Origin of the sequence: Shewanella sp. ALD9, assembly GCF_002836315.1 — a bacterium.
Classification (GTDB): Bacteria; Pseudomonadota; Gammaproteobacteria; order Enterobacterales; family Shewanellaceae; genus Shewanella.
This window is the reverse complement of record NZ_PJCD01000001.1, coordinates 501,814-520,886: the sequence shown is the minus strand read 5'-3', so window position 1 is coordinate 520,886 and position 19,073 is coordinate 501,814. Positions and strand designations below refer to the sequence as shown.

Below are 19,073 nucleotides of genomic sequence, written 5' to 3'. Positions count from 1 at the left end.
CAAACATTAGTTTCACCGCTATTGATTGGCACAAAAATTGTTACTAAAAATTGCCGTGAACGGGTATCAAGATAAGTTGCGCTTGAACAGCCAAGTTAAACCATGAATCGCGGTGGTAGGAAAAGCCATCGAATGATCGGCCTCGGGGATGACTAGCAGCTTGAGTGCTAAGTCACCAGATTGCGCCGATGGATGGAATTGGAGTTGTTTAAATAAAGCCTGCGCATCTGCAACCATCTGATGACCATTATCGGTATAAGGTGGTTTTTCTAATTCGCCAATGCCAATAAACACTTTGGCAGATATTGCTGGTGTTTGACTAAAACGCTGAGCAAACTGCTGCAATAATTGTTTATTGTCAAACCACAGAGATGGACTGCCCAATACGTAATAATTAAATAACTTTGGCTGTTCTAATAAAATATAAGCACCCATTAACCCGCCTAGCGAATTACCCACAAAGGTGTTTTGTTGGCTGTCGACCCGATAGTTTTTTTCAACGAAGGGCATAACAACCTGGCTGATAAAAGCAACGTGTCGCTTGGCCTCGCCAGTGGGTAGTTTCCAACTCGCATCGTGACTTGGGGTATAGTCGCGGATCCGACTCGCCGAACCTTTGCTTGGCCTCTGATAGCCTATAGCGACTAAAATAGCTTGCTGCATCATGTTACTGTTCATTGGAAATCGCGTCGCACCAGACACTACTTGCAAGCTATACATGGAGTCAGTCATGTATATCACTGGATATTGATGTGAACTATTTTGCTGGTATTTTTTGGGGAGCTTGATCATCACTTGATAGTCACGATCGCCATCTTTAAGCACAAATTGGCGGGTACGAGGAATATTGACTACTGCAGCTGTGGAATGCACATCGACAGCGTTGCTTGTTAAGCCTGGCAGTACAGCATCATTGTTAGCTGACGCACTGGCTAGAGATAGCCCACAACACATTATCGCGCCGATTAACCCATAAATTGTTTTCATGCATCCCTGCCCTATGGTAATAAACCACAAACGTTAAATCATATAATCCAACGCAAGTGCGATAAACAATACCATTCCGGCCCAGTTATTATTTAAAAAGGCTTTAAAACATGGTGCACGTTCACGACCAAAAATTAATCGTTGCTGATACACGGCAAAACCAATAAAGCTGATAATACCTAAGCCGTAAATAATCCCACGGTCGGCCACCAGCCCAGCCATCACAAAACACCCTAGTGCAGCAAGTTGAAACAAACCGATAATCTGTCGATCAAAGCGACCGAATAAAATAGCCGTTGATTTAATGCCTACTTTTAAGTCATCGTCACGATCGACGATGGCATACATGGTGTCGTACGCTACCGTCCAACACCAATTGGCCATAAATAACCACCACGCTTCAACTGGCACTTCACCAAGTTGAGCGGCATAGGCCATCGGAATTGACCAACTCCACACAATGCCCAAAAACATTTGTGGCATGTTGGTCACCCGTTTCATAAACGGGTACATCACCGTTAAAATAATCCCCACCACAGATAACTGCACTACCAGTGGATTAAGCCATAATACTAAGCAAAACGCAGCCAAACCTAAGAGGGTAAATAGAGTCAGTGCCTCTTTAACAGACACTTCCCCCGACACCAACGGTCGCATACTCGTACGCTCAACATGAGCATCTAGTTTACGATCGGCAAAGTCATTAATAATGCAGCCATTGGCGCGCATAATCACCACGCCAACAATAAAGATTAACAACACCTTAATGTCTGGCAGCCCTTGAGCCGCTAACACCAGTGCCATTAAACACGGCCATAGCAGAAGCAAGGTACCAATAGGCCTATCTATCCGCATTAATCGTGCATAAGCACGAAGCTTATCTTGCAATGTCATTGGCGTCATCTCTCCATGATTTAGCAAGCGAAACACGTTAACAACGCTCTAGTTTTGCTAACGACACCAACAGCCATTTACTGCCAAAATCGACAAACTCAACCTGCACACGTCCTTTTTCACCAGAACCTTCAAAGCTAGTCACGACCCCTTCACCAAACTTAAAGTGCTTCACTTTAGAACCCACTTTATGACCGGTGTCGTTAAAACCATGAGGTTTTTTAGTGGCAACCGTAGCCTTAGCAGGAAAACGCTGACTAACTGACGGCTTAACCTGAGCACGTATACGGATTTGCTCAACAAACTTTTCGGGAATTTCGTTAATAAACCGTGATGGGCTAGCATAATCTTCACGGCCATAAATACGACGAGACTCAGCATAACTGATGTACAGTTTTTGCATAGCACGGGTCATACCGACATAACACAAACGGCGCTCTTCATCTAAACGATCGCCTTCATCCAGTGCCATCTTGCTCGGGAATAATCCTTCTTCAACGCCCGCCATAAACACCATTGGGAACTCAAGCCCTTTGGCTGAATGCAATGTCATCAACTGCACGGCATCGGTAAAGGCATCAGCCTGACCTTCGCCAGCTTCTAATGCTGCATGAGACAAAAAGGCATTAAGTTCGCCCATGTCTTCAAGCTCTTCAGGCATTTCAAAACTGCGCGCAGCAGTAACCAACTCGTTTAAGTTTTCAATTCGAGCTTGGGCTTTCTCGCCTTTTTCGGCCTCGTACATGGTACGCAAGCCTGAACGGTCAATCACATCATCAGCCATCCGGTACAGCAACATATCTGCCGTATCCGTTCGCATCGCAATAATCAGTTCCATAAAGCCATTGATGGCATTAGCCGCACGCCCGGCAAGGACTTTCTCTTCGATTAAACTCACGCAAGCTTGCCACAGCGTCAGTTCATGCTGTCTAGCGGTTGAGCGGATGATATCCAAAGTACGATCGCCGATACCACGAGCTGGCGTATTCACCACACGCTCGAATGCCGCATCATCATTTTGGTTATTAATCAGACGCATATAGCCCATAGCATCTTTAATTTCTTGTCGCTCGAAGAAGCGCAGACCACCGTAAATACGATACGCTAACCCTTTGTGTAAAAAGGCTTCTTCTAATACTCGCGATTGCGCATTTGAACGATATAAAATGGCGCACTCGCTCAAACTGCCGCCCTTTTCATGCCAGTCGCTAATGCGTCCAACAATAAATTTGGCTTCATCCATTTCATTAAAGGCGCAATAGACCGAAATGGGCTCGCCATCTTTATCTTCGGTCCATAACTCTTTGCCCAAACGATCTGGGTTATTGGCAATCACAGCGTTAGAGGCATTCAAAATATTCGCTGTTGAACGATAATTTTGTTCTAAACGAATGGTTGTTGCACCTGAGAAGTCTTTTAAGAAACGATGTAAGTTTTCAATTTGCGCACCACGCCAACCGTAAATAGATTGATCGTCATCACCGACAATCATCACATTGGCTGTGTTACCGGCTAACACACGGATCCACGCATATTGAATCGCGTTGGTATCTTGAAACTCATCGACTAAAATATGACGGAAGCGTTCTTGGTAATGTGCCAGTAAATGCGGTTTATTGAGCCATAATTCATGAGCTCGTAGTAAGATTTCGGCAAAGTCGACCAAACCTGCGCGATCGCAAGACTCTTGGTAAACCTTATAAATATTCAGTAAATTTTGTTCAATCGGAAAACCGCCCGCATCGATATGCTTAGGACGTAATCCTTGGTCTTTTTTGCCGTTAATATAGCCTTGGGCCTGACGAGGAGGATATTGCTTCTCGTCTAAATTAAGGCTTTTAAGAATGCGTTTCAGTAAACGTAACTGATCGTCAGAATCGATAATCTGGAAACTTTGCGGTAAATTGGCATCTTGATAATGGGTTCGCAATAACCGATGCGCTAAACCATGGAAGGTACCGATCCACATCCGCCCCATGTTAGTGCCCACGACCTTTTCCACCCGTTCACGCATTTCTGCCGCGGCTTTGTTGGTAAAGGTGACTGCCAAAATAGAATATGGACTTTGTTGTTCAACTTGCATTAACCACGCAATACGATGGGTTAATACACGGGTTTTACCACTGCCGGCACCCGCTAACACCAACATATTTGAAAGTGGCGCGCCGACTGCCTCACGCTGTTTATCGTTTAGGCCGTCTAATAATGATGATACGTCCATTTTTCCTCCCAGAAATCTGCGAGGCATTATATCTTAAATAGCGAGATAATGGCGTGCAATACTTCAGCTATTTTATGCCCACTATCACCTTAGGTAGCAGAGTGAACCTTTAGACGACATTAATATCAAAGTCACTAAAATCACTCACTTGTGATGTTCTAACCGCGAAAATCACACCTAAATTGACAAAGCTGTAAGCGAAAATTACTATATAAAATAAACAATTAATTAATGTTAGCGTTAAGTAATTGGCCTAATAGGCTATTAAACACTCACATTCATGACTAAAGAAACTAGATTAAGTTTGCTTTTTATGGCGAGTAAATCTGGTGACATGTCGGTTTATGATCGATATGTTCAATGCCATTAATACTAAAAAGTCCATTAAAATGGATTTATTGTCCACAGCTTCAGCTGTATAGGTTGCCATATTGAATATCAAAGATTTAGAGCTATTCATTGCTGTAGCAAAGTTAGGCAGTTTTTCAAAAGCGGCAAAATCTTTTGATACTCGCAGAGCATTAGTCAGCCGCCGGATTGGAGAAATAGAAAAACAGCTCGGGGCACCGTTATTTACTCGCACAACAAGAGTCATGGCCTTAACCTCTGCAGGTCGACAATATCTTGCTCAAATCGAACCTTTAGTGAATCAATTAAATCATGCCGGATATGTGTTTAAACATCGTCATGATGAAGTACAAGGTAATTTACGCATTGGTTTATTGCCTTTCGTCGACAAGTTGATGGATGAATATATCGCTCACTTCATTCATGCGTATCCGCAAGTCCAATTAGAGGTGTTAATTGTGTCTGGTGGCAGTAAAGAGCTCAATCGTTTAGGGCTCGACTTGATTATTGATGTCGGTCAAGTAAACGGTGCCAACATTGCTGTACATAAATTGACGACTTTTGAGCGTAAAATTTATGCTAGCCCAAGTTATTTAGAAAAATCATCACTGATCGAAAATACCGATGACTTACAATACCATTCATTACTAGGCTTTAGAGATGCACATGGGCAACTAGAGCAGACTTGGCATTTTCAGCATGCAAATGTACCAACTCATTATAAAGTTATCTGCAGCGACTTTAACTCGTTATATCACTTATGTTTAGCCGGGGCGGGTATCGCTTTATTACCTCATGTTATTGCTCACGAGGCGGTAAATCAGGGACGATTAATCAATGTTCTGCCGCAACACAGCATTGGCTTTGCCGACATCAGCTTGGCCTATTCGACCAAAAGTCCTCAATCGCCTGTGGCAAAAGCCTTTTGCGAACATTTACTTCGAGAGATGGTTCCCAGTTAAAGCGGTAAAAGCGGTAAAAGCGGTAAAAGCGGTAAAAGCATAATTAAAACAGACTGCAGCGGTATAGGTATAATTTAAATAGACTGCGGCGGTAAAAACAATAAAAAAGGTTAGCGAAATCGCTAACCTTTTTTATGTAATGTTCGTCACGCGGTGGCGTGACATAGCAGTAATAACGATTATTTTTTATCGTCTTTTAAGCCAATACTTTGCATCCAGTATTCAAAATTAACTAGATTACCCGGTAACACAATACGGCTATCAGGTTTGCTTAAACCATCTAGCTGCTTCATATACTGTTCACCAAGTTGCATACGCAATGCACTTTGTCCGCCTTCAGATGAAATAACCACCGCTAATCGTTCTATCGACTCAGCAGTTGCTTTAGCTAAAGTGAGAATTTCTTGCGCTTTACCTTCGGCCTCATTAATGCGGCGTTGCATCTCACCTTCAGAACGGTTAATGGTTTCTGCCATCACACCTTCTGAACGATTAATCTTACTTTGCTTGTCACCTTCACTTTTAGCTAATAATGCCCGACGTTCCCGCTCGGCATTCACCTGCATTTCCATGGCGTTTTTAACTGTTTCTGGTGGGGTGATATTTTTAATCTCGTAACGATGCACTCGAATGCCCCACATAGAGCCAGCTTCATCGAGAACTTCAACCACTTTGGCTGATATCACATCACGCTCTTCAAAAGTACGATCTAAATCTAAGGTACCAATCACAGAACGCGTAGTTGTTTGAGCAAGTTGAATGGCGGCATAGCGGTAGTCGGTAATACCATAACTGGCTTTAACGGGATCGGTAACCGAAATATAAATCACTCCATCCACTTCAACATTAACTTCATCACTGGAGAAACATTCTTGTGGCGGTACATCAATCGTTTCTTCCTTTAAGTCGTGGATATAAGCCACTTTATCAACGAAAGGGATCAGTGCATGGAAGCCTGCATCTAAGGTATTGTGATATTTACCTAAACGTTCAACAATATAAGCCGACTTGGTCGGTACAAGACAGATAGACTGGAATAGTTTTAGCACAAAAATAGCAAAAATTACGCCCCAGATAGCCATCACAATAAAATCAGTATCAATTCCGTTAATCAACATTAGCGGGCTCCTTTTGCTGATGAGTTTGATACGGCATGAGTTACTTGCTCCATACCTTCAAAAAAGCCTTCTAGCTTGGCCATTTCAGCAGGCACAACAGAGACTTGAGCTTCAGATAAAATCTTGCCCACTTGACCAATAAACTGCTCTTTAAGCAACATATTCATGGCGTCATTGCCGCCATTTACCGTTAAGGCTTTGCAGATCATTTCCATGCCTTCTGCCTTTGCAGTGGCAATAATAGAAATTTCTTGCCCTGTACCTAAAGCCTCATTAATGCGCTTTTGTTTTTGACCTTCGGACAAATTAATCGCCTCTTGACGTTCACCTTGCGACATATTGATCATTGCTGCTTTTTCAGCATTGGCCAAAGTGATCTCGGCACGCTTGCGACGCTCTGCTTCCATTTGTTTTTCAAGGGTGTGAATAACTTTCATTGAAGGGGAGATATTTTTAATCTCGTAACGTAATACTTTTATCCCCCAAGGATCTGAAGCCTTATCAATTTCGCGCACAATGGATTCATTCAAGCTGTCACGTTCAGAAAACGTTTGCGACAAGGTCAGCTTACCTATTTCTGAACGCATGGTTGTTTGCGCTAAGTTAACCGCTGCACGGCGATAGTTTTCAATACCATAGCTGGCCAGCTTGCCGTCCATCACTTTAAGGTAGACTAAACCGTCAACTTCCAACTGGGTGTTGTCTTTTGAAATACAACTCTGCGGCGGCACATCTAATACTTCTTCACGAGTGTCGTGGCGATAAGCAACCCGATCGACAAAAGGAACAAGAAAATGAAACCCTGGCTCGAGCACGGTACGAAACTTACCCAAACGCTCAATAACATGCACTTCACGCATTGGCACAATTAACATTAGTTTGAACAAAATGAACATTACAAATAAAAAAACGATTGTTAACACAAACATATCTACTCCCTTTTAATCTGACTTTCCTAGATAACACTTAACGGCAATCACAACACGACGATTTCGAAACAATACTTAATTTACGAAACAATAATGACAAAACAATATTCATATCACAATAATCTGAATTTTTTACAGTTAAGTACTCAATAACCTCAACTCCCGTAACAACTCGCGGTAACAACTCGCAGTAATAACTCGCGGCAACAAAAGGTTATCAACTAAATCGCTATACAGAATCGATGATAGGTTCAACAACAAAAGCAATATTATCCCGACAAATGATCCTGACTTTGGTACCTTTTTTTATCACGGTACCATCACCTAAAGCAGTCCAATCAGTACCCAAACAGCTAATTCGACCGGTCTTTTGACCAGGGCCGATGGCTTGCTTAACGATAGCGACTTGATTATAAAGATCCGCCTCTTCATCGGTATTATCGACATGTGAATCGCCGCCCACTAAACGCTGGGTCACATGACGAAAACTCAGTAATAACACCATTGAAGCCATAAACCATAATGTCAGACTTTGTACCAAGCCATCGATAATGCCAACAGCTTGTGCTGCTGCGACGATAACGCAAGCCGCACCTAATAAAATAACGATACCACCCGGAATGATAATCTCCGAGATCATCAATAACAGCCCAAGCACTAGCCAGACTGCGATCGGATTTGCAAGCTCCATATTCTCCCCCATAAATGAGAATGTCCGTAAATTCACTATAACAGCTTTATTTATTAATGCGACATATTATGTCAAAGCGTTGTTGCGAACAGTAAACGGGACAAACGATTCATCAACTTACCATTACCACACGAATACGTATCGCTAGTAATGAGTAACTGTAATAATAAGTCCCCCTATACAAATCAGTATTACTGCAAAGTGACATTTTATTTGTCACCATGGTGGTATTCGTTTTAAGTAAGATAACAGCGCCAATCAAACACCTTTATGCGTTACATCGCATTGACAGTGCTAATACCTGTCATAAGATTATATTGATGATGAAAACAATGAAATCTGTACATTCTGGTCGGTTTTAATTGTGCTCTTTCAAAATATTGAATATATTGCGCCCCATTGTGCACGATTGGGAATAATAGGTCACAAATTTAACCTCGATCGCTATAAAACTTACCTTTAAACTGTCAAAATTGACGTCTCTGATCATTTTACTAACCGGAAGAAAAATGAAAAAAATCTACCTTTTAGCCACATTAGTACTCTCACAAAATGTTTTTGCTGACGATTTAGTTCAATGGTGGGATGTTAGCGCTACTGTCTTGCATGGCGAAAACTATGACTTAGCGCCATCAGAAAGACAAACAACCATTACCCTAGAAACAGCCGGTGCTTGGAAGTATGGCGATTGGTTTGCATTCCAAGATTTTATTAATTTTAATGGTAATAATAACGGTGTTGATAGTTCGACTTATGGCGAAATATCTCCGCGCTTCAGTGCTAGCAAAATATTGGGTCAGCCAGTGAGCTTTGGTGCGATAAAAGATGTCTCTTTAGCATTAACTTACGAAGAAGGTGAAGGCCCAGTTCACAGCATGCTTTATGGTATTGGTGTAGACCTTGACGTGCCATTTTTTAGCTATTTACAACTGAACACTTACCGCCGAGATGCAATAAGCAGTGGTAATATTAGTGATGGTTGGCAGTTTACGCCGGTATTTAGAATCGATATGCCAGTGGGCAATGCCAACATTATTATAGATGGCTTCATTGATTGGGTATTTTCTGCCGACAACAACGGCTACGACGAAAACCTGCACATCAACCCACAAATAAAGTATGACTTAGGTAAAACACTGTTCGGTGATCACAAGCAAAACAAACTGTTGGTAGGTTTTGAATATGATTACTGGCAAAGCAAATACGGTGTTGCGGGTATCGACCAAAATACCTACTCAATTATTGCGCAATATCATTTCTAATTGATGCCGCTATTGATATAAATTAGATAACAAAAAAGGTGCCTAGGCACCTTTTTTAATGATTACATTTCAACACTCATTGATTTGAGACAATTTGTTTTGCGTAATCCGTTTTAACGTCATCAGCCTTAACACAATCTCTTGTTATAACGTGATGGTTAAAACGTTAGCTTAAGCTAATAATTTTTTCGCTGCTGCTACAACAATAGACACGGCACTTACTTCAGTCTTCTTCATTGTCGCTTCGTCAGGGATCTCTTGCTGTGTGCGGTTTACAATAACACCGGCAACACATGCTGCACGCCAACCTTGAGTTGCACACATTGTAAATAGCGTAGCTGATTCCATTTCATAGTTCAGCACACCCATTGACTGCCACTCTTTCATAGAGCCAACATAACGCTGCGTAATGCGACCAGAAACAGTATCGTAACGCTCTTGACCTGGATAGAAAGTATCAGAAGAAGCAGTAATACCAATGTGCGGCTCTAGACCAGCGTCACGACATGCTGCAACCATAGCAGTTGTACATTCAAAGTCTGCTGCTGCTGGGAACTCAAGCGGTGCAAAGTGTAAGCTTGCGCCATCTAAACGCACAGAAGCTTGAGTCACAATCACATCACCCACGTTTACGTGCGGCTGAATTGCTCCAGTTGTACCTACGCGTAAGAAAGTTCTCACACCTAATTGTGCTAATTCTTCAACCGCAATAGAAGTTGATGGGCCACCGATACCGGTTGAACACACAACCACGGCTTTGCCATCGATATAAGCTAAGTAGCTTGTGTATTCACGATGGCTCGCTAAGAACGTTGCGTTGTCCATTAACTCAGCAATACGCTTAACACGTTCTGGATCACCAGGAACGATTGCTAAGGTAGCGCCATCTAACATTTTTTTAGTTAATCCTAAGTGAAATACATCGGACATTGTGAAAACCCCTTTCAGTTTTGAATATTAAATTCTTATAACCCAGACTTTAACCTAGTCTTTAGGGGGATAAGGTTAACTTGATCACATATAAATTCATAATAGTTAATATTCATTCGTTAAATTATTACTAATATATGTCCAAATCCCACCAAATACACCCGTTTCAGCATAGTTGAAGGTCGATAGAAACAACAAATATCTTATCTCGCTTAACAATCATTAACGTGATTTACATCAAGTTAACCTCGCTAAAATGGTTTTAGGCTGAAGGTAAGCATAACCACTGAGCATAAAGTTAATCAATATTAGATTCAACACATCTCATTTCCAAATTGTGTTGCTGCTAAAGCAAGCATCATGGTTATTGGCATAACATCTGATGAATACAAATTGAAATGAGCCCGAAATCCGCTGACTCAGCTTAAAGGAGTAACTTATGTTTCCAGAGTACCGAGACTTAATCTCTAAACTTAAAGTCACAGATAAGCACTTTATCAAAAAGTTTAATGACCACAATCAACTCGATGAGCAAATTACCGCACTAGAAAAGCACAGTAGTAGTGATGCAACAGCTGAATTAAAACTAATTAAAAGCACGAGATTACACCTTAAAGAACAAATATTAGATATTTTAAAAAATCATCAACAAGAGGTTTAGGCGCACATAAAAATAAAGGACGCTAGTGCGTCCTTTAGGATGTCGTCAAACTACACCATTAATTAAAGATAATAATCTTTAAGTGGTGGGAAGCCGTTAAAACATACTGCTGAATAGGTCGTAGTGTAAGCACCAGCGGTTAACCAGTACATACGGTCACCAATGGCTAAGTCAACCGGTAAACCATAGCTATAGTGCTCATACATAATATCGGCACTGTCACAGGTTGGGCCGGCAATAACGCACTTATCTAACTCGCCTTTACGCTCAGTATAGATTGGGAATTTAATCGCTTCGTCCATGGTTTCAATTAAACCAGAGAACTTACCCACATCTGTAAATACCCAGCGCTCTAATGCAGTGTTTGATTTACGCGAAATCAATACCACTTCAGATACCAATACACCAGCATTTGAAAGCAATGAACGGCCAGGCTCTAGAATAATCTCGGGTAATTCGTCACCAAAATCTTCTTCTAGGAAATGCTTAATCTGCTGAGCATAAACACCTAGCTCATTCGTTTTATCCATATAGTTGGCAGGAAAACCACCCCCTAAATTGATCATCTTTAACACAATGCCATGTTCTTCTTTTAAACGGTCGTAAATGCTTTTCACTTTACCGATAGCAGAATCCCACGCACCGATATCACGTTGTTGTGAACCAACGTGGAAAGAAATGCCATGCGGTTGTAAGCCTAACTCTTTTGCCAATACTAATAAGTCGTACGCCATTTCATTTTGGCAACCAAACTTACGTGATAAAGGCCAGTCGGCTGTGTGTGTACCTTCAGTTAAAATACGCAAGTACACTTTTGAACCAGGAGCTTCTTCCGCAATCATGCGTAAATCGGCTTCAGAATCTGAAGCAAACATACGTACGCCTTGTTCAAAGAATGATCGTACATCAACGCGTTTCTTAATGGTGTTACCGTAGCTAATACGATCAGCAGAAACACCTATCGACGTGACCATTTCAAGTTCATAAATGGACGCGATATCAAAGTTTGAACCTTTGTCTCGTAACAAGGTTAAAATTTCTTTGGCCGGATTTGCCTTAACCGCATAATAGATATTAGCGAAAGGAAAATTATTAACCATATCATCATATTGTTTCGCAACGATTTGGGTGTCAATAACTACAAATGGCGTTGGCTTATCTTTAGCAAATGCCTCTATGCGGTCAAACGTGTCCTTGTCATAATAATCTGCAACATCAATCGATTGAAATTGGCTCATTAGGCCAGTGCCTCCTGTAAGTAGGGCGATAAAAGTGTCATTACGAATCTGTAAAAACATGCGCAGTAAACGATATTTTCAATCAATACGCAACGAATTTTTATGCAAAAAGTATACTTTTTTATTCTTCGAGAAATATCAATAACACGCAACGCCTTACTAGCTTAATACACTGCGTTATTGATTGGTTTCTGCGTCTAGAAAGTATAGACATTTGTCAGAAAAATGCCCATAAAGTCGTTGGAAATATTTTCGCCGTGATGGCATTTAACACTCATCACAGACTTACACCTTAGAGTAAAAAGTTGTTATCATCCAATTTGATAACAACTTAACGTGCTTCAATAAGGAACATAGAATGAACGAACCCAGTTTAGATCAGGAGCTCCAACAACTGCAAAATGTCTATAGCGTCATCACTGAGTTTGTTGTTGCGTACAGCTTTCAAATTGCGGGTGCGATTATTATTTTCTTATTGGGGCTTTGGGTGGCAAACAAAGCCGCCAACGTTGTCGCCGCTCAACTGAAAAAACATAACATTGATATCACCCTCAGTAACTTTGCTTCCAACTTAGTTAAAATCATTATTATTGTGATGGTTGCTGTTATCTGTTTAGGCAAACTAGGGATTAGCGTAACGCCAATGGTGGCTGCTATTGGTGCCGCTTCACTCGGAGCAGGCTTGGCGTTACAAGGAATGTTATCTAATTATGCTGCCGGCATTACCATTATTGTCACCCGCCCTTTTGTGGTTGGCAATACCATTGAAATTAAAGGTGTCAGCGGTGTGGTTGAAATCATTAAACTAGGCCAAACCATATTAACCAACGAAGAAGGCGAACAAATCAGTATTCCCAACAAGCACATTGTCGGTGAAATTTTACATAATTCATTCGCTTATAAATTGGTTGAAAACAAAATTAACATTGATTACCAAGCTGATGCGGATCATGTTATCCAATTAATTAATGGCGTGCTTGCCGCTGCTCCGGCAATTTATCAAGACAAGAAACCATTAGTCGGCATCAATGGATTTAATACTGTGGGGATAGAAGTTGGTGTACGTTATTGGGTACCGACAACACGCTATTTCGAAGAGAAGTACCACACTAACCTAGCCATAATCAAAGCACTCAATCAAGCCAAAATTAAGATACCTTGCCCGGTAAAGGAAATACATTTACAGCACTAGTTTTAATAGCACTCGTATTCACAGTTCTGTATTCGCAAGGCTGAAGGTTCTCTTCACCGCATAAAGTCTCACGATTGAAAGGGCTGCATATAAGGCTGAGTGGAAGCAGTTGCACTTTTTAGTCCATTCAATCTAACTGGCCCTAACAAACTGAATTGGGGCCAACAGACTATTGCCACCAATGGAGATTCCCGCGAGACTATATTGAATAAAGCAATTCATCACGCAGTAGTGGGCTGATCCACAAAGAATGCAATGAGAATAGCAGTACAGACGCCACAACAAATAATCATAACAATCAACTACTTACTACAGACGAGCAAACTCGATCACTATATATTTACTCTCAAAAACCACTGTGAATAGAATGAATAATATAATATATGCAGTAAACCCCGTCTTCCTTACTAAGTACATTTAATGAAACTCACTTCACTAAGCGCAATAAATTAAGCTGATTTGACTAAACTCATTTAAGCAGGCTCATTGAAATAAATGCGACCAAATCATTCTCCCCCCCAAACAACCAATAGCAAACGAACCAACTGGTTCACTTTGCATGTTAAGCTCTGGTCTTTATCACAATTTATTTTCTGCTGAAGCACTATATTCCATTATGAAAAAACTAAGTCGAAATGAAAGACTGGCTGTTATTCTCAAGTTACTCAGTATGCATAAAAAACTGTCTAACCAAAAAATATCCACATTACTGGCAGTAACCGCTAAAACGGTTCGTTGTGATCTCGTGCAGCTGGAAAAAGACGGTCTAGTAAAACGAATTCATGGCGGAGTCTGTCAGTCTGAAGGCGCGAATATCAAAAAGTATAGCTTGGACGCTATGTTGGCAGAATTACTCGACCGCAGCATACTGAATGACAGCAATGAACTCGACTCAAACCAAGGTAGATTAATCAAAATGAAACATAATGTATTTGTACTTGGCTCATTCAATGTCGATATTGTGGCAAAATTAGCACGCTTTCCCCAACCGGGTGAAACCTTGCATTCAAGTAGCAGTAGTATTGGCGCTGGCGGCAAAGGGGCAAACCAAGCTTATGCTGCGGCTAAAAATGGTGCCCATATTACCTTTATGACTAAAATTGGTACTGATCAATTTAGTCAATTTGCGCGCCAACACCTCAACAGTACCGGCATAGACAACACGATTATCCTCGAGTCATCAACTAGCCCGACAGGTACCGCGATGATTTACGTTAGTGAACAAGCTGGCGAGAATATGATTGCGGTCAACGAAGGCGCAAACATGACGCTGACCGATGATGAAATACACTCAGCCAAACACCATATTGTTAGTGCACAATTATTTTTAACCCAGCTTGAAACCAATTTTGATGCTATCAAGCTCGCGATGAGCATTGCCAAAGACAATGGCGCAAAAGTGATCCTCAATCCGGCGCCGTATCATCAGAGAACTCTCGAGCTATTACCTTTGGTTGATATGATCACCCCTAATGAAACAGAAGCTTCGTTAATGACAGGAATCGAAGTAACCAATCTAGACAGTGCTAAGCAGGCCGCGATTGCAATACATGCCTTAGGCGTAACATCGGTAGTCATCACTCTCGGATCTGATGGGGTATTACTTTATGAAAATGATCAATTCACCCTGCTAGATGCACTAAAAAGCGCGGTTGTTGATACCACTGGTGCAGGCGATGCTTTTAATGGCGCTTTAGTCGCTGAGCTTGCTAGAGGCAGTACACTGCATCAGGCCGCTAAATATGCCAACGCTTATGCGTCACTCGCTGTTGAGCGCCTCGGCGCAGCAAATATGCCAGACGGCTCACTTGTCGCAGCAAGACTTAATGCTTAATAGCGAGTGCTGAGTTCTAATGTAAAGCGCTAATGTAAAACACTAGAGTCGAACGCCCATGAAAAAAGCGCAGTGATTACTGCGCTCATTTGTAAGCGCTATTAGTCCAGCTGTTGTCGAGGGAGTTATTTCAATCTTGCTGCATAATTGATAATACTGTCGCGATATAGCTCCAATAGTTCGGCATCTTTGACCGCGACAGCAACCTGTTGCGGCGCCTGATTCATCCATTCATCATGCGGGTAAACACGGTCATCAATCTTCTGAATGGTCATTCCTTCGGCAACACCATCGACAACGACTCGTATTGGCCCTTCTCTAAGTGTGAACAACTCTGGATTAATCACATAGGCAATGGCAGAGGGGTCATGCACATGGCAAGCTTCTAAGCCCACTTTTTCACTATAAAACCTCAAATAGAACCGGCTAACATCCCAAATAAATTGGCCAACGTCGCCTGCATTGTCACGTAATTGGTCAAGATAATCACGAGTAAAAAAGCTTTGTTCAGTCACGTCTAAGCCAATCACAACCACAGGCCATGAGGCCGTCAACACTATATCAGCAGCATGAGGGTCATCGTGTACATTAGCTTCGGCAAAAGGGGTCACATTGCCACGATGACCGTTCTCACCAAAAGCGCCACCCATAATGACCACCTTGTTAACTAAGTCGACAATGCTTGGGTCAGCCTGAAGCGCTAGCGCAAGGTTAGTTAACGGACCGATGGCCACTAAAGTAATCTCACCAGGCTTCGCCTTTACAGCGTCAATGATGTATTGATACGCAGGCCGCGGATCAGCTTGACCTTCTACTTCGGCTGGGACATTCACATCACCAAAGCCACCTTCTCCGTGAACAACGACCGTTGGGCCAACTGGAGGACGTACGATAGGTTTACTCGCGCCAGTGACAATATCGGCTTGCAACTGAAATTTTTGTTTAAGATAAAGCGCGTTACGGGTCGCATTCTCAATGGTTACATTGCCATAAATAGTAGTAATGGCCTTAAGTTCGATATCGGGATGTGCTTCGGCAAAGAGAATAGCAAATACATCATCAATACCGGGATCTGTGTCTAATATTATTTTAGTTTTCATGGGGATCACTGTCCTACTTTATTAAGTGAATCGATACACTATAAGGTTTTACTGAATATCCTGCGATGAGACTCACAGGCCCTTCAATGCATACCAACAAGATATTCGAAGATGATTAACGACTGCGACAAACGAACGGTTACAGGGTCCTGAGGCTCATTAAATCCCTTGGCACTATACAAAAATAGTGCCGACAGAAGTGTGATTGTTCGTCAAACTTTAATCTGTAAGTGAACATAATGGTTCACTTACACGTGTGCAACTGGCTATAACAAGTTTGATATGAAATAGGCCGAATATTATATTTTGCCTTACATATCCCACCTTTTAACCCGAGTTGAGGTTAATTTACAACACCTCGAAAAAGTAAAGCTTACTTGACAAGCATTAATAGATTGCGATAACTTAAAGTCAAGCTTAGTTGACATAATGACAACTAAACACGACCAAGGGAATGTTGATAATGTCGCCACTAACACACAATCAAGACTGGAAAAATACCAACAAACATAATACAGCTCGTTTAGCAAAATGGACTTTAGCGTGGGTGATAAGTATGGCCGTCGCCAACTTTGGTCCACAATTTATTTGGCAACAAGATGTCATCACCATAATGGCCATTGGCATTAATTTCATGATGGGTATCGGGATGATTTTAGCCAATAGACGCCAACTACTTGGCTTAGATGAATTGCAGCAAAAAATTCAATTAAATGCGATGGGCCTCAGTCTGGGGGTGGGGCTAATTGTTGGCTTGAGCTACTCAAATTTAGACACAACAAACTTAATAGCTGGTCACGCGGAAATTTCTCACTTGGTGATCATTATGGGACTCACCTATTTAGTCGGTATTATTTTAGGCCATAGGAAGTACCAATGAAAAATCGCCTAAAAGTACTCAGGGCAGAGCAAGACCTGACCCAAGCACAACTAGCAGACTTACTTAATGTTTCCAGGCAGACGATCAATGCGATCGAAACTGGTAAGTTTGATCCTAGTTTGCCATTAGCCTTTAAAGCGGCACGTTTATTCAAGCTACCTATTGAAAGTATCTTTGAAGACGAAGGGTAGCTAATAGTATTTATAATCAATGTTATAAAAACAATGCTATAAAAAATGTTAAACGCTATCGCGGTCGATTCAGCTCAAGCATTGGCTAAATTTACAGTCTTAACGCTAACAGCCCTATGGATTGATAAGAGATTAATATCCTTTACGCCAAAGCTGGTTTAGTTTTCGGTTTGAGAAGACCAATACCAAAGGCGGCCATTGCCACTGCTATGATGGCATTAAGGTAGTTGAAAAAAGCATAGGGCGCGTAGTCAAGTACGTCTACCCCTAGAGTGGCGGTATAAAAGGCACCAGCTGTGGTCCACGGAATAAGGCCTGTAGTCATAGTGGCACCTTCTTCAACTGAGCGCGAAAGAATGGCGGCCTCTAAATTTTGTTGCTCATATTTGGGCTTAAACAGTTGGCAACTGAGAATAATCGAAATATAAGCCTCTCCCATAGCAATGTTACCTAAAAAACCGGACATAATCGTCGTCGCAATAAGGGTGGCGGTGCGCTGCACTCTTTTTATGATGCCGGCTAATAGTGCGCTGAGAAATCCCGCGCCGTGTAAAATGCCGCCTAGTGCGATAGCCATTAACGCCAGCAGCAAGGTCCAGCTCATACTGCTAATGCCGCCGCGACCAAGCAAAGCATCTAAACTGGCGATACCCGTTGATTCGGGCGTATTTTCCCACAGTGCATTAAGCACGGAGATAGCACTTTCTTGCTGATAAAAAATCGCGATTAGCACGGCGAGTATTATGCTGCATGACATCGTCACTTCAGCGGGCACCTTTCTAATGCTCAGTACCGCGAGTAAAATCAGTGGTAATAACGTAATCAGCGGCGTAAGGCTGTAATTGTTGGCAAGTGCGGTTTGAATTGAGGTAACTTCTGCCAAGTCTAGATTTTGTTCACTATAGTTCAATCCGATCACTAAAAATATTAAGAAAGTGAGGATAAAGGTCGGCGTTGTGGTGAACAGCATGGAGTAAATGTGTCGATAGAGATCCGTGCCAGCACTCATAGCGGCGAGGTTTGTGGTATCTGAAATCGGCGACATTTTATCACCGAAAGTTGCACCGCAGACAATCATACCTGCGACTAAAGGCAGTGGAATATTCATCGCAGAGCCGATGCCAATAAAAACCACGCCTAAGGTGCCGACAGTACCCCAAGATGTTCCAGTTGCTAGCGACATTAAGGCGCACAGTAATAAACCAACCGCCAAAAACAAACTCGGACTCAGCCAACTAAGACCATAATAAATAAGCGTGGCGATGGTGCCACTGTGCATAAAACTAGCAATCACCATGCCGATCAATATAAATATATAGATGGCAGGCATGGCTCTGGTAAGGGCGCTAGTCATCAACTCACGTATATGTATATAGCCGTAACCAAGACTAAAAGCGTTGAGTCCTATCCATAACAAGCACAGAAACATCAGTGTATGCAGGCTGATCCCTAGACCAAAAAGTCCACCCGCTATGGTGATGATAATCACGCTAAAACAGATAAGAGACTGCAAAAAACTAGGGCTACGGGGTAAGTTGGGAGTGATTACAGACATTGGCACACATTATGGTAACAATTGGGATGAAGCTGAGTATATCAGTACAAGTAATTGGGTAAACTATAAACAAGCATGAT

17 protein-coding genes are annotated in these 19,073 nt (G+C 41.9%); 7 read left to right on the top strand and 10 right to left on the bottom strand.

What is annotated here, in order from left to right; translation table 11 throughout:
* Positions 1-66: 66 nt before the first annotated feature.
* Genes CXF88_RS02390 through uvrD form a run of 3 tightly spaced genes read right to left on the bottom strand, consistent with a single transcriptional unit; the run spans position 67 to position 4,102 of the window.
* Positions 67-987, bottom strand: a complete 921-nt coding sequence (locus tag CXF88_RS02390) for an alpha/beta hydrolase-fold protein (RefSeq protein WP_101085170.1) — start codon at positions 985-987, stop codon at positions 67-69.
* Positions 988-1,020: 33 nt separating this feature from the next.
* Positions 1,021-1,881 carry a 4-hydroxybenzoate octaprenyltransferase gene (ubiA, locus tag CXF88_RS02385; RefSeq protein ID WP_101085169.1) on the bottom strand — a complete coding sequence of 287 codons (861 nt, stop codon included), beginning with the start codon at positions 1,879-1,881 and terminating at the stop codon, positions 1,021-1,023.
* A 37-nt stretch (positions 1,882-1,918) separates the two neighbouring features.
* Positions 1,919-4,102 carry a DNA helicase II gene (gene uvrD, locus CXF88_RS02380; RefSeq protein WP_011638834.1) on the bottom strand — a complete coding sequence of 728 codons (2,184 nt, stop codon included), beginning with the start codon at positions 4,100-4,102 and terminating at the stop codon, positions 1,919-1,921.
* Between the two features lie 431 nt (positions 4,103-4,533).
* On the opposite strand from uvrD, the gene CXF88_RS02375 reads away from it, so the two are divergent.
* Positions 4,534-5,412, top strand: coding sequence for a LysR family transcriptional regulator (locus CXF88_RS02375; protein WP_101085168.1), 879 nt, complete (start codon positions 4,534-4,536; stop codon positions 5,410-5,412).
* Positions 5,413-5,591: 179 nt separating this feature from the next.
* Here CXF88_RS02375 and CXF88_RS02370 read toward each other — a convergent pair whose 3' ends face one another.
* The 3 genes from CXF88_RS02370 to CXF88_RS02360 all read right to left on the bottom strand — a co-directional run bounded on the left by CXF88_RS02370 (position 5,592) and on the right by CXF88_RS02360 (position 8,150).
* Entirely contained in the window at positions 5,592-6,527 is a 936-nt protein-coding gene (locus CXF88_RS02370; protein WP_162024400.1) for a stomatin-like protein, read from the bottom strand.
* Positions 6,528-6,529: 2 nt separating this feature from the next.
* Entirely contained in the window at positions 6,530-7,459 is a 930-nt protein-coding gene (locus CXF88_RS02365) for a slipin family protein (protein ID WP_101085166.1), read from the bottom strand.
* Between the two features lie 229 nt (positions 7,460-7,688).
* Entirely contained in the window at positions 7,689-8,150 is a 462-nt protein-coding gene (locus tag CXF88_RS02360; RefSeq protein WP_101085165.1) for an NfeD family protein, read from the bottom strand.
* Positions 8,151-8,659: 509 nt separating this feature from the next.
* Between CXF88_RS02360 and CXF88_RS02355 the strand changes: the two genes are divergently transcribed.
* Entirely contained in the window at positions 8,660-9,412 is a 753-nt protein-coding gene (locus CXF88_RS02355) for an outer membrane protein OmpK (protein ID WP_101085164.1), read from the top strand.
* Between the two features lie 171 nt (positions 9,413-9,583).
* On the opposite strand, the gene udp is transcribed toward CXF88_RS02355, so the two are convergent.
* A complete protein-coding gene (udp, locus tag CXF88_RS02350; RefSeq protein ID WP_011638840.1) occupies positions 9,584-10,342 on the bottom strand; it encodes a uridine phosphorylase in 759 nt (252 codons plus the stop codon).
* Positions 10,343-10,781: 439 nt separating this feature from the next.
* Here udp and CXF88_RS02345 point away from each other — a divergent pair, with 439 nt between their 5' ends.
* Entirely contained in the window at positions 10,782-11,003 is a 222-nt protein-coding gene (locus CXF88_RS02345) for a DUF465 domain-containing protein (protein WP_101085163.1), read from the top strand.
* Positions 11,004-11,065: 62 nt separating this feature from the next.
* Here CXF88_RS02345 and CXF88_RS02340 read toward each other — a convergent pair whose 3' ends face one another.
* Positions 11,066-12,241 carry a type III PLP-dependent enzyme gene (locus CXF88_RS02340; RefSeq protein ID WP_011638842.1) on the bottom strand — a complete coding sequence of 392 codons (1,176 nt, stop codon included), beginning with the start codon at positions 12,239-12,241 and terminating at the stop codon, positions 11,066-11,068.
* Between the two features lie 358 nt (positions 12,242-12,599).
* Here CXF88_RS02340 and CXF88_RS02335 point away from each other — a divergent pair, with 358 nt between their 5' ends.
* Positions 12,600-13,433, top strand: a complete 834-nt coding sequence (locus CXF88_RS02335) for a mechanosensitive ion channel family protein (RefSeq protein ID WP_101085162.1) — start codon at positions 12,600-12,602, stop codon at positions 13,431-13,433.
* A 616-nt stretch (positions 13,434-14,049) separates the two neighbouring features.
* Positions 14,050-15,267 (top strand): ribokinase, encoded by a 1,218-nt coding sequence (gene rbsK / locus CXF88_RS02330; RefSeq protein WP_242445082.1) that lies wholly within the window; start codon positions 14,050-14,052, stop codon positions 15,265-15,267.
* A gap of 125 nt (positions 15,268-15,392) precedes the next feature.
* On the opposite strand, the gene CXF88_RS02325 is transcribed toward rbsK, so the two are convergent.
* Positions 15,393-16,367, bottom strand: coding sequence for a nucleoside hydrolase (locus tag CXF88_RS02325; protein ID WP_101085160.1), 975 nt, complete (start codon positions 16,365-16,367; stop codon positions 15,393-15,395).
* A 463-nt stretch (positions 16,368-16,830) separates the two neighbouring features.
* Here CXF88_RS02325 and CXF88_RS02320 point away from each other — a divergent pair, with 463 nt between their 5' ends.
* Both CXF88_RS02320 and CXF88_RS02315 read left to right on the top strand, forming a co-directional pair.
* Complete coding sequence (locus CXF88_RS02320) at positions 16,831-17,247, top strand: hypothetical protein (protein WP_101085159.1); 417 nt, start codon at positions 16,831-16,833, stop codon at positions 17,245-17,247.
* A complete protein-coding gene (locus CXF88_RS02315; RefSeq protein ID WP_101085158.1) occupies positions 17,244-17,438 on the top strand; it encodes a helix-turn-helix transcriptional regulator in 195 nt (64 codons plus the stop codon). The genes CXF88_RS02320 and CXF88_RS02315 overlap by 4 nt, the downstream gene beginning before the upstream one ends.
* Before the next feature lie 142 nt (positions 17,439-17,580).
* Here the strand turns inward: CXF88_RS02315 and nhaC are convergent, their stop codons facing one another.
* Positions 17,581-18,993, bottom strand: coding sequence for a Na+/H+ antiporter NhaC (gene nhaC, locus CXF88_RS02310; RefSeq protein ID WP_182743109.1), 1,413 nt, complete (start codon positions 18,991-18,993; stop codon positions 17,581-17,583).
* Positions 18,994-19,073 lie beyond the last annotated feature (80 nt).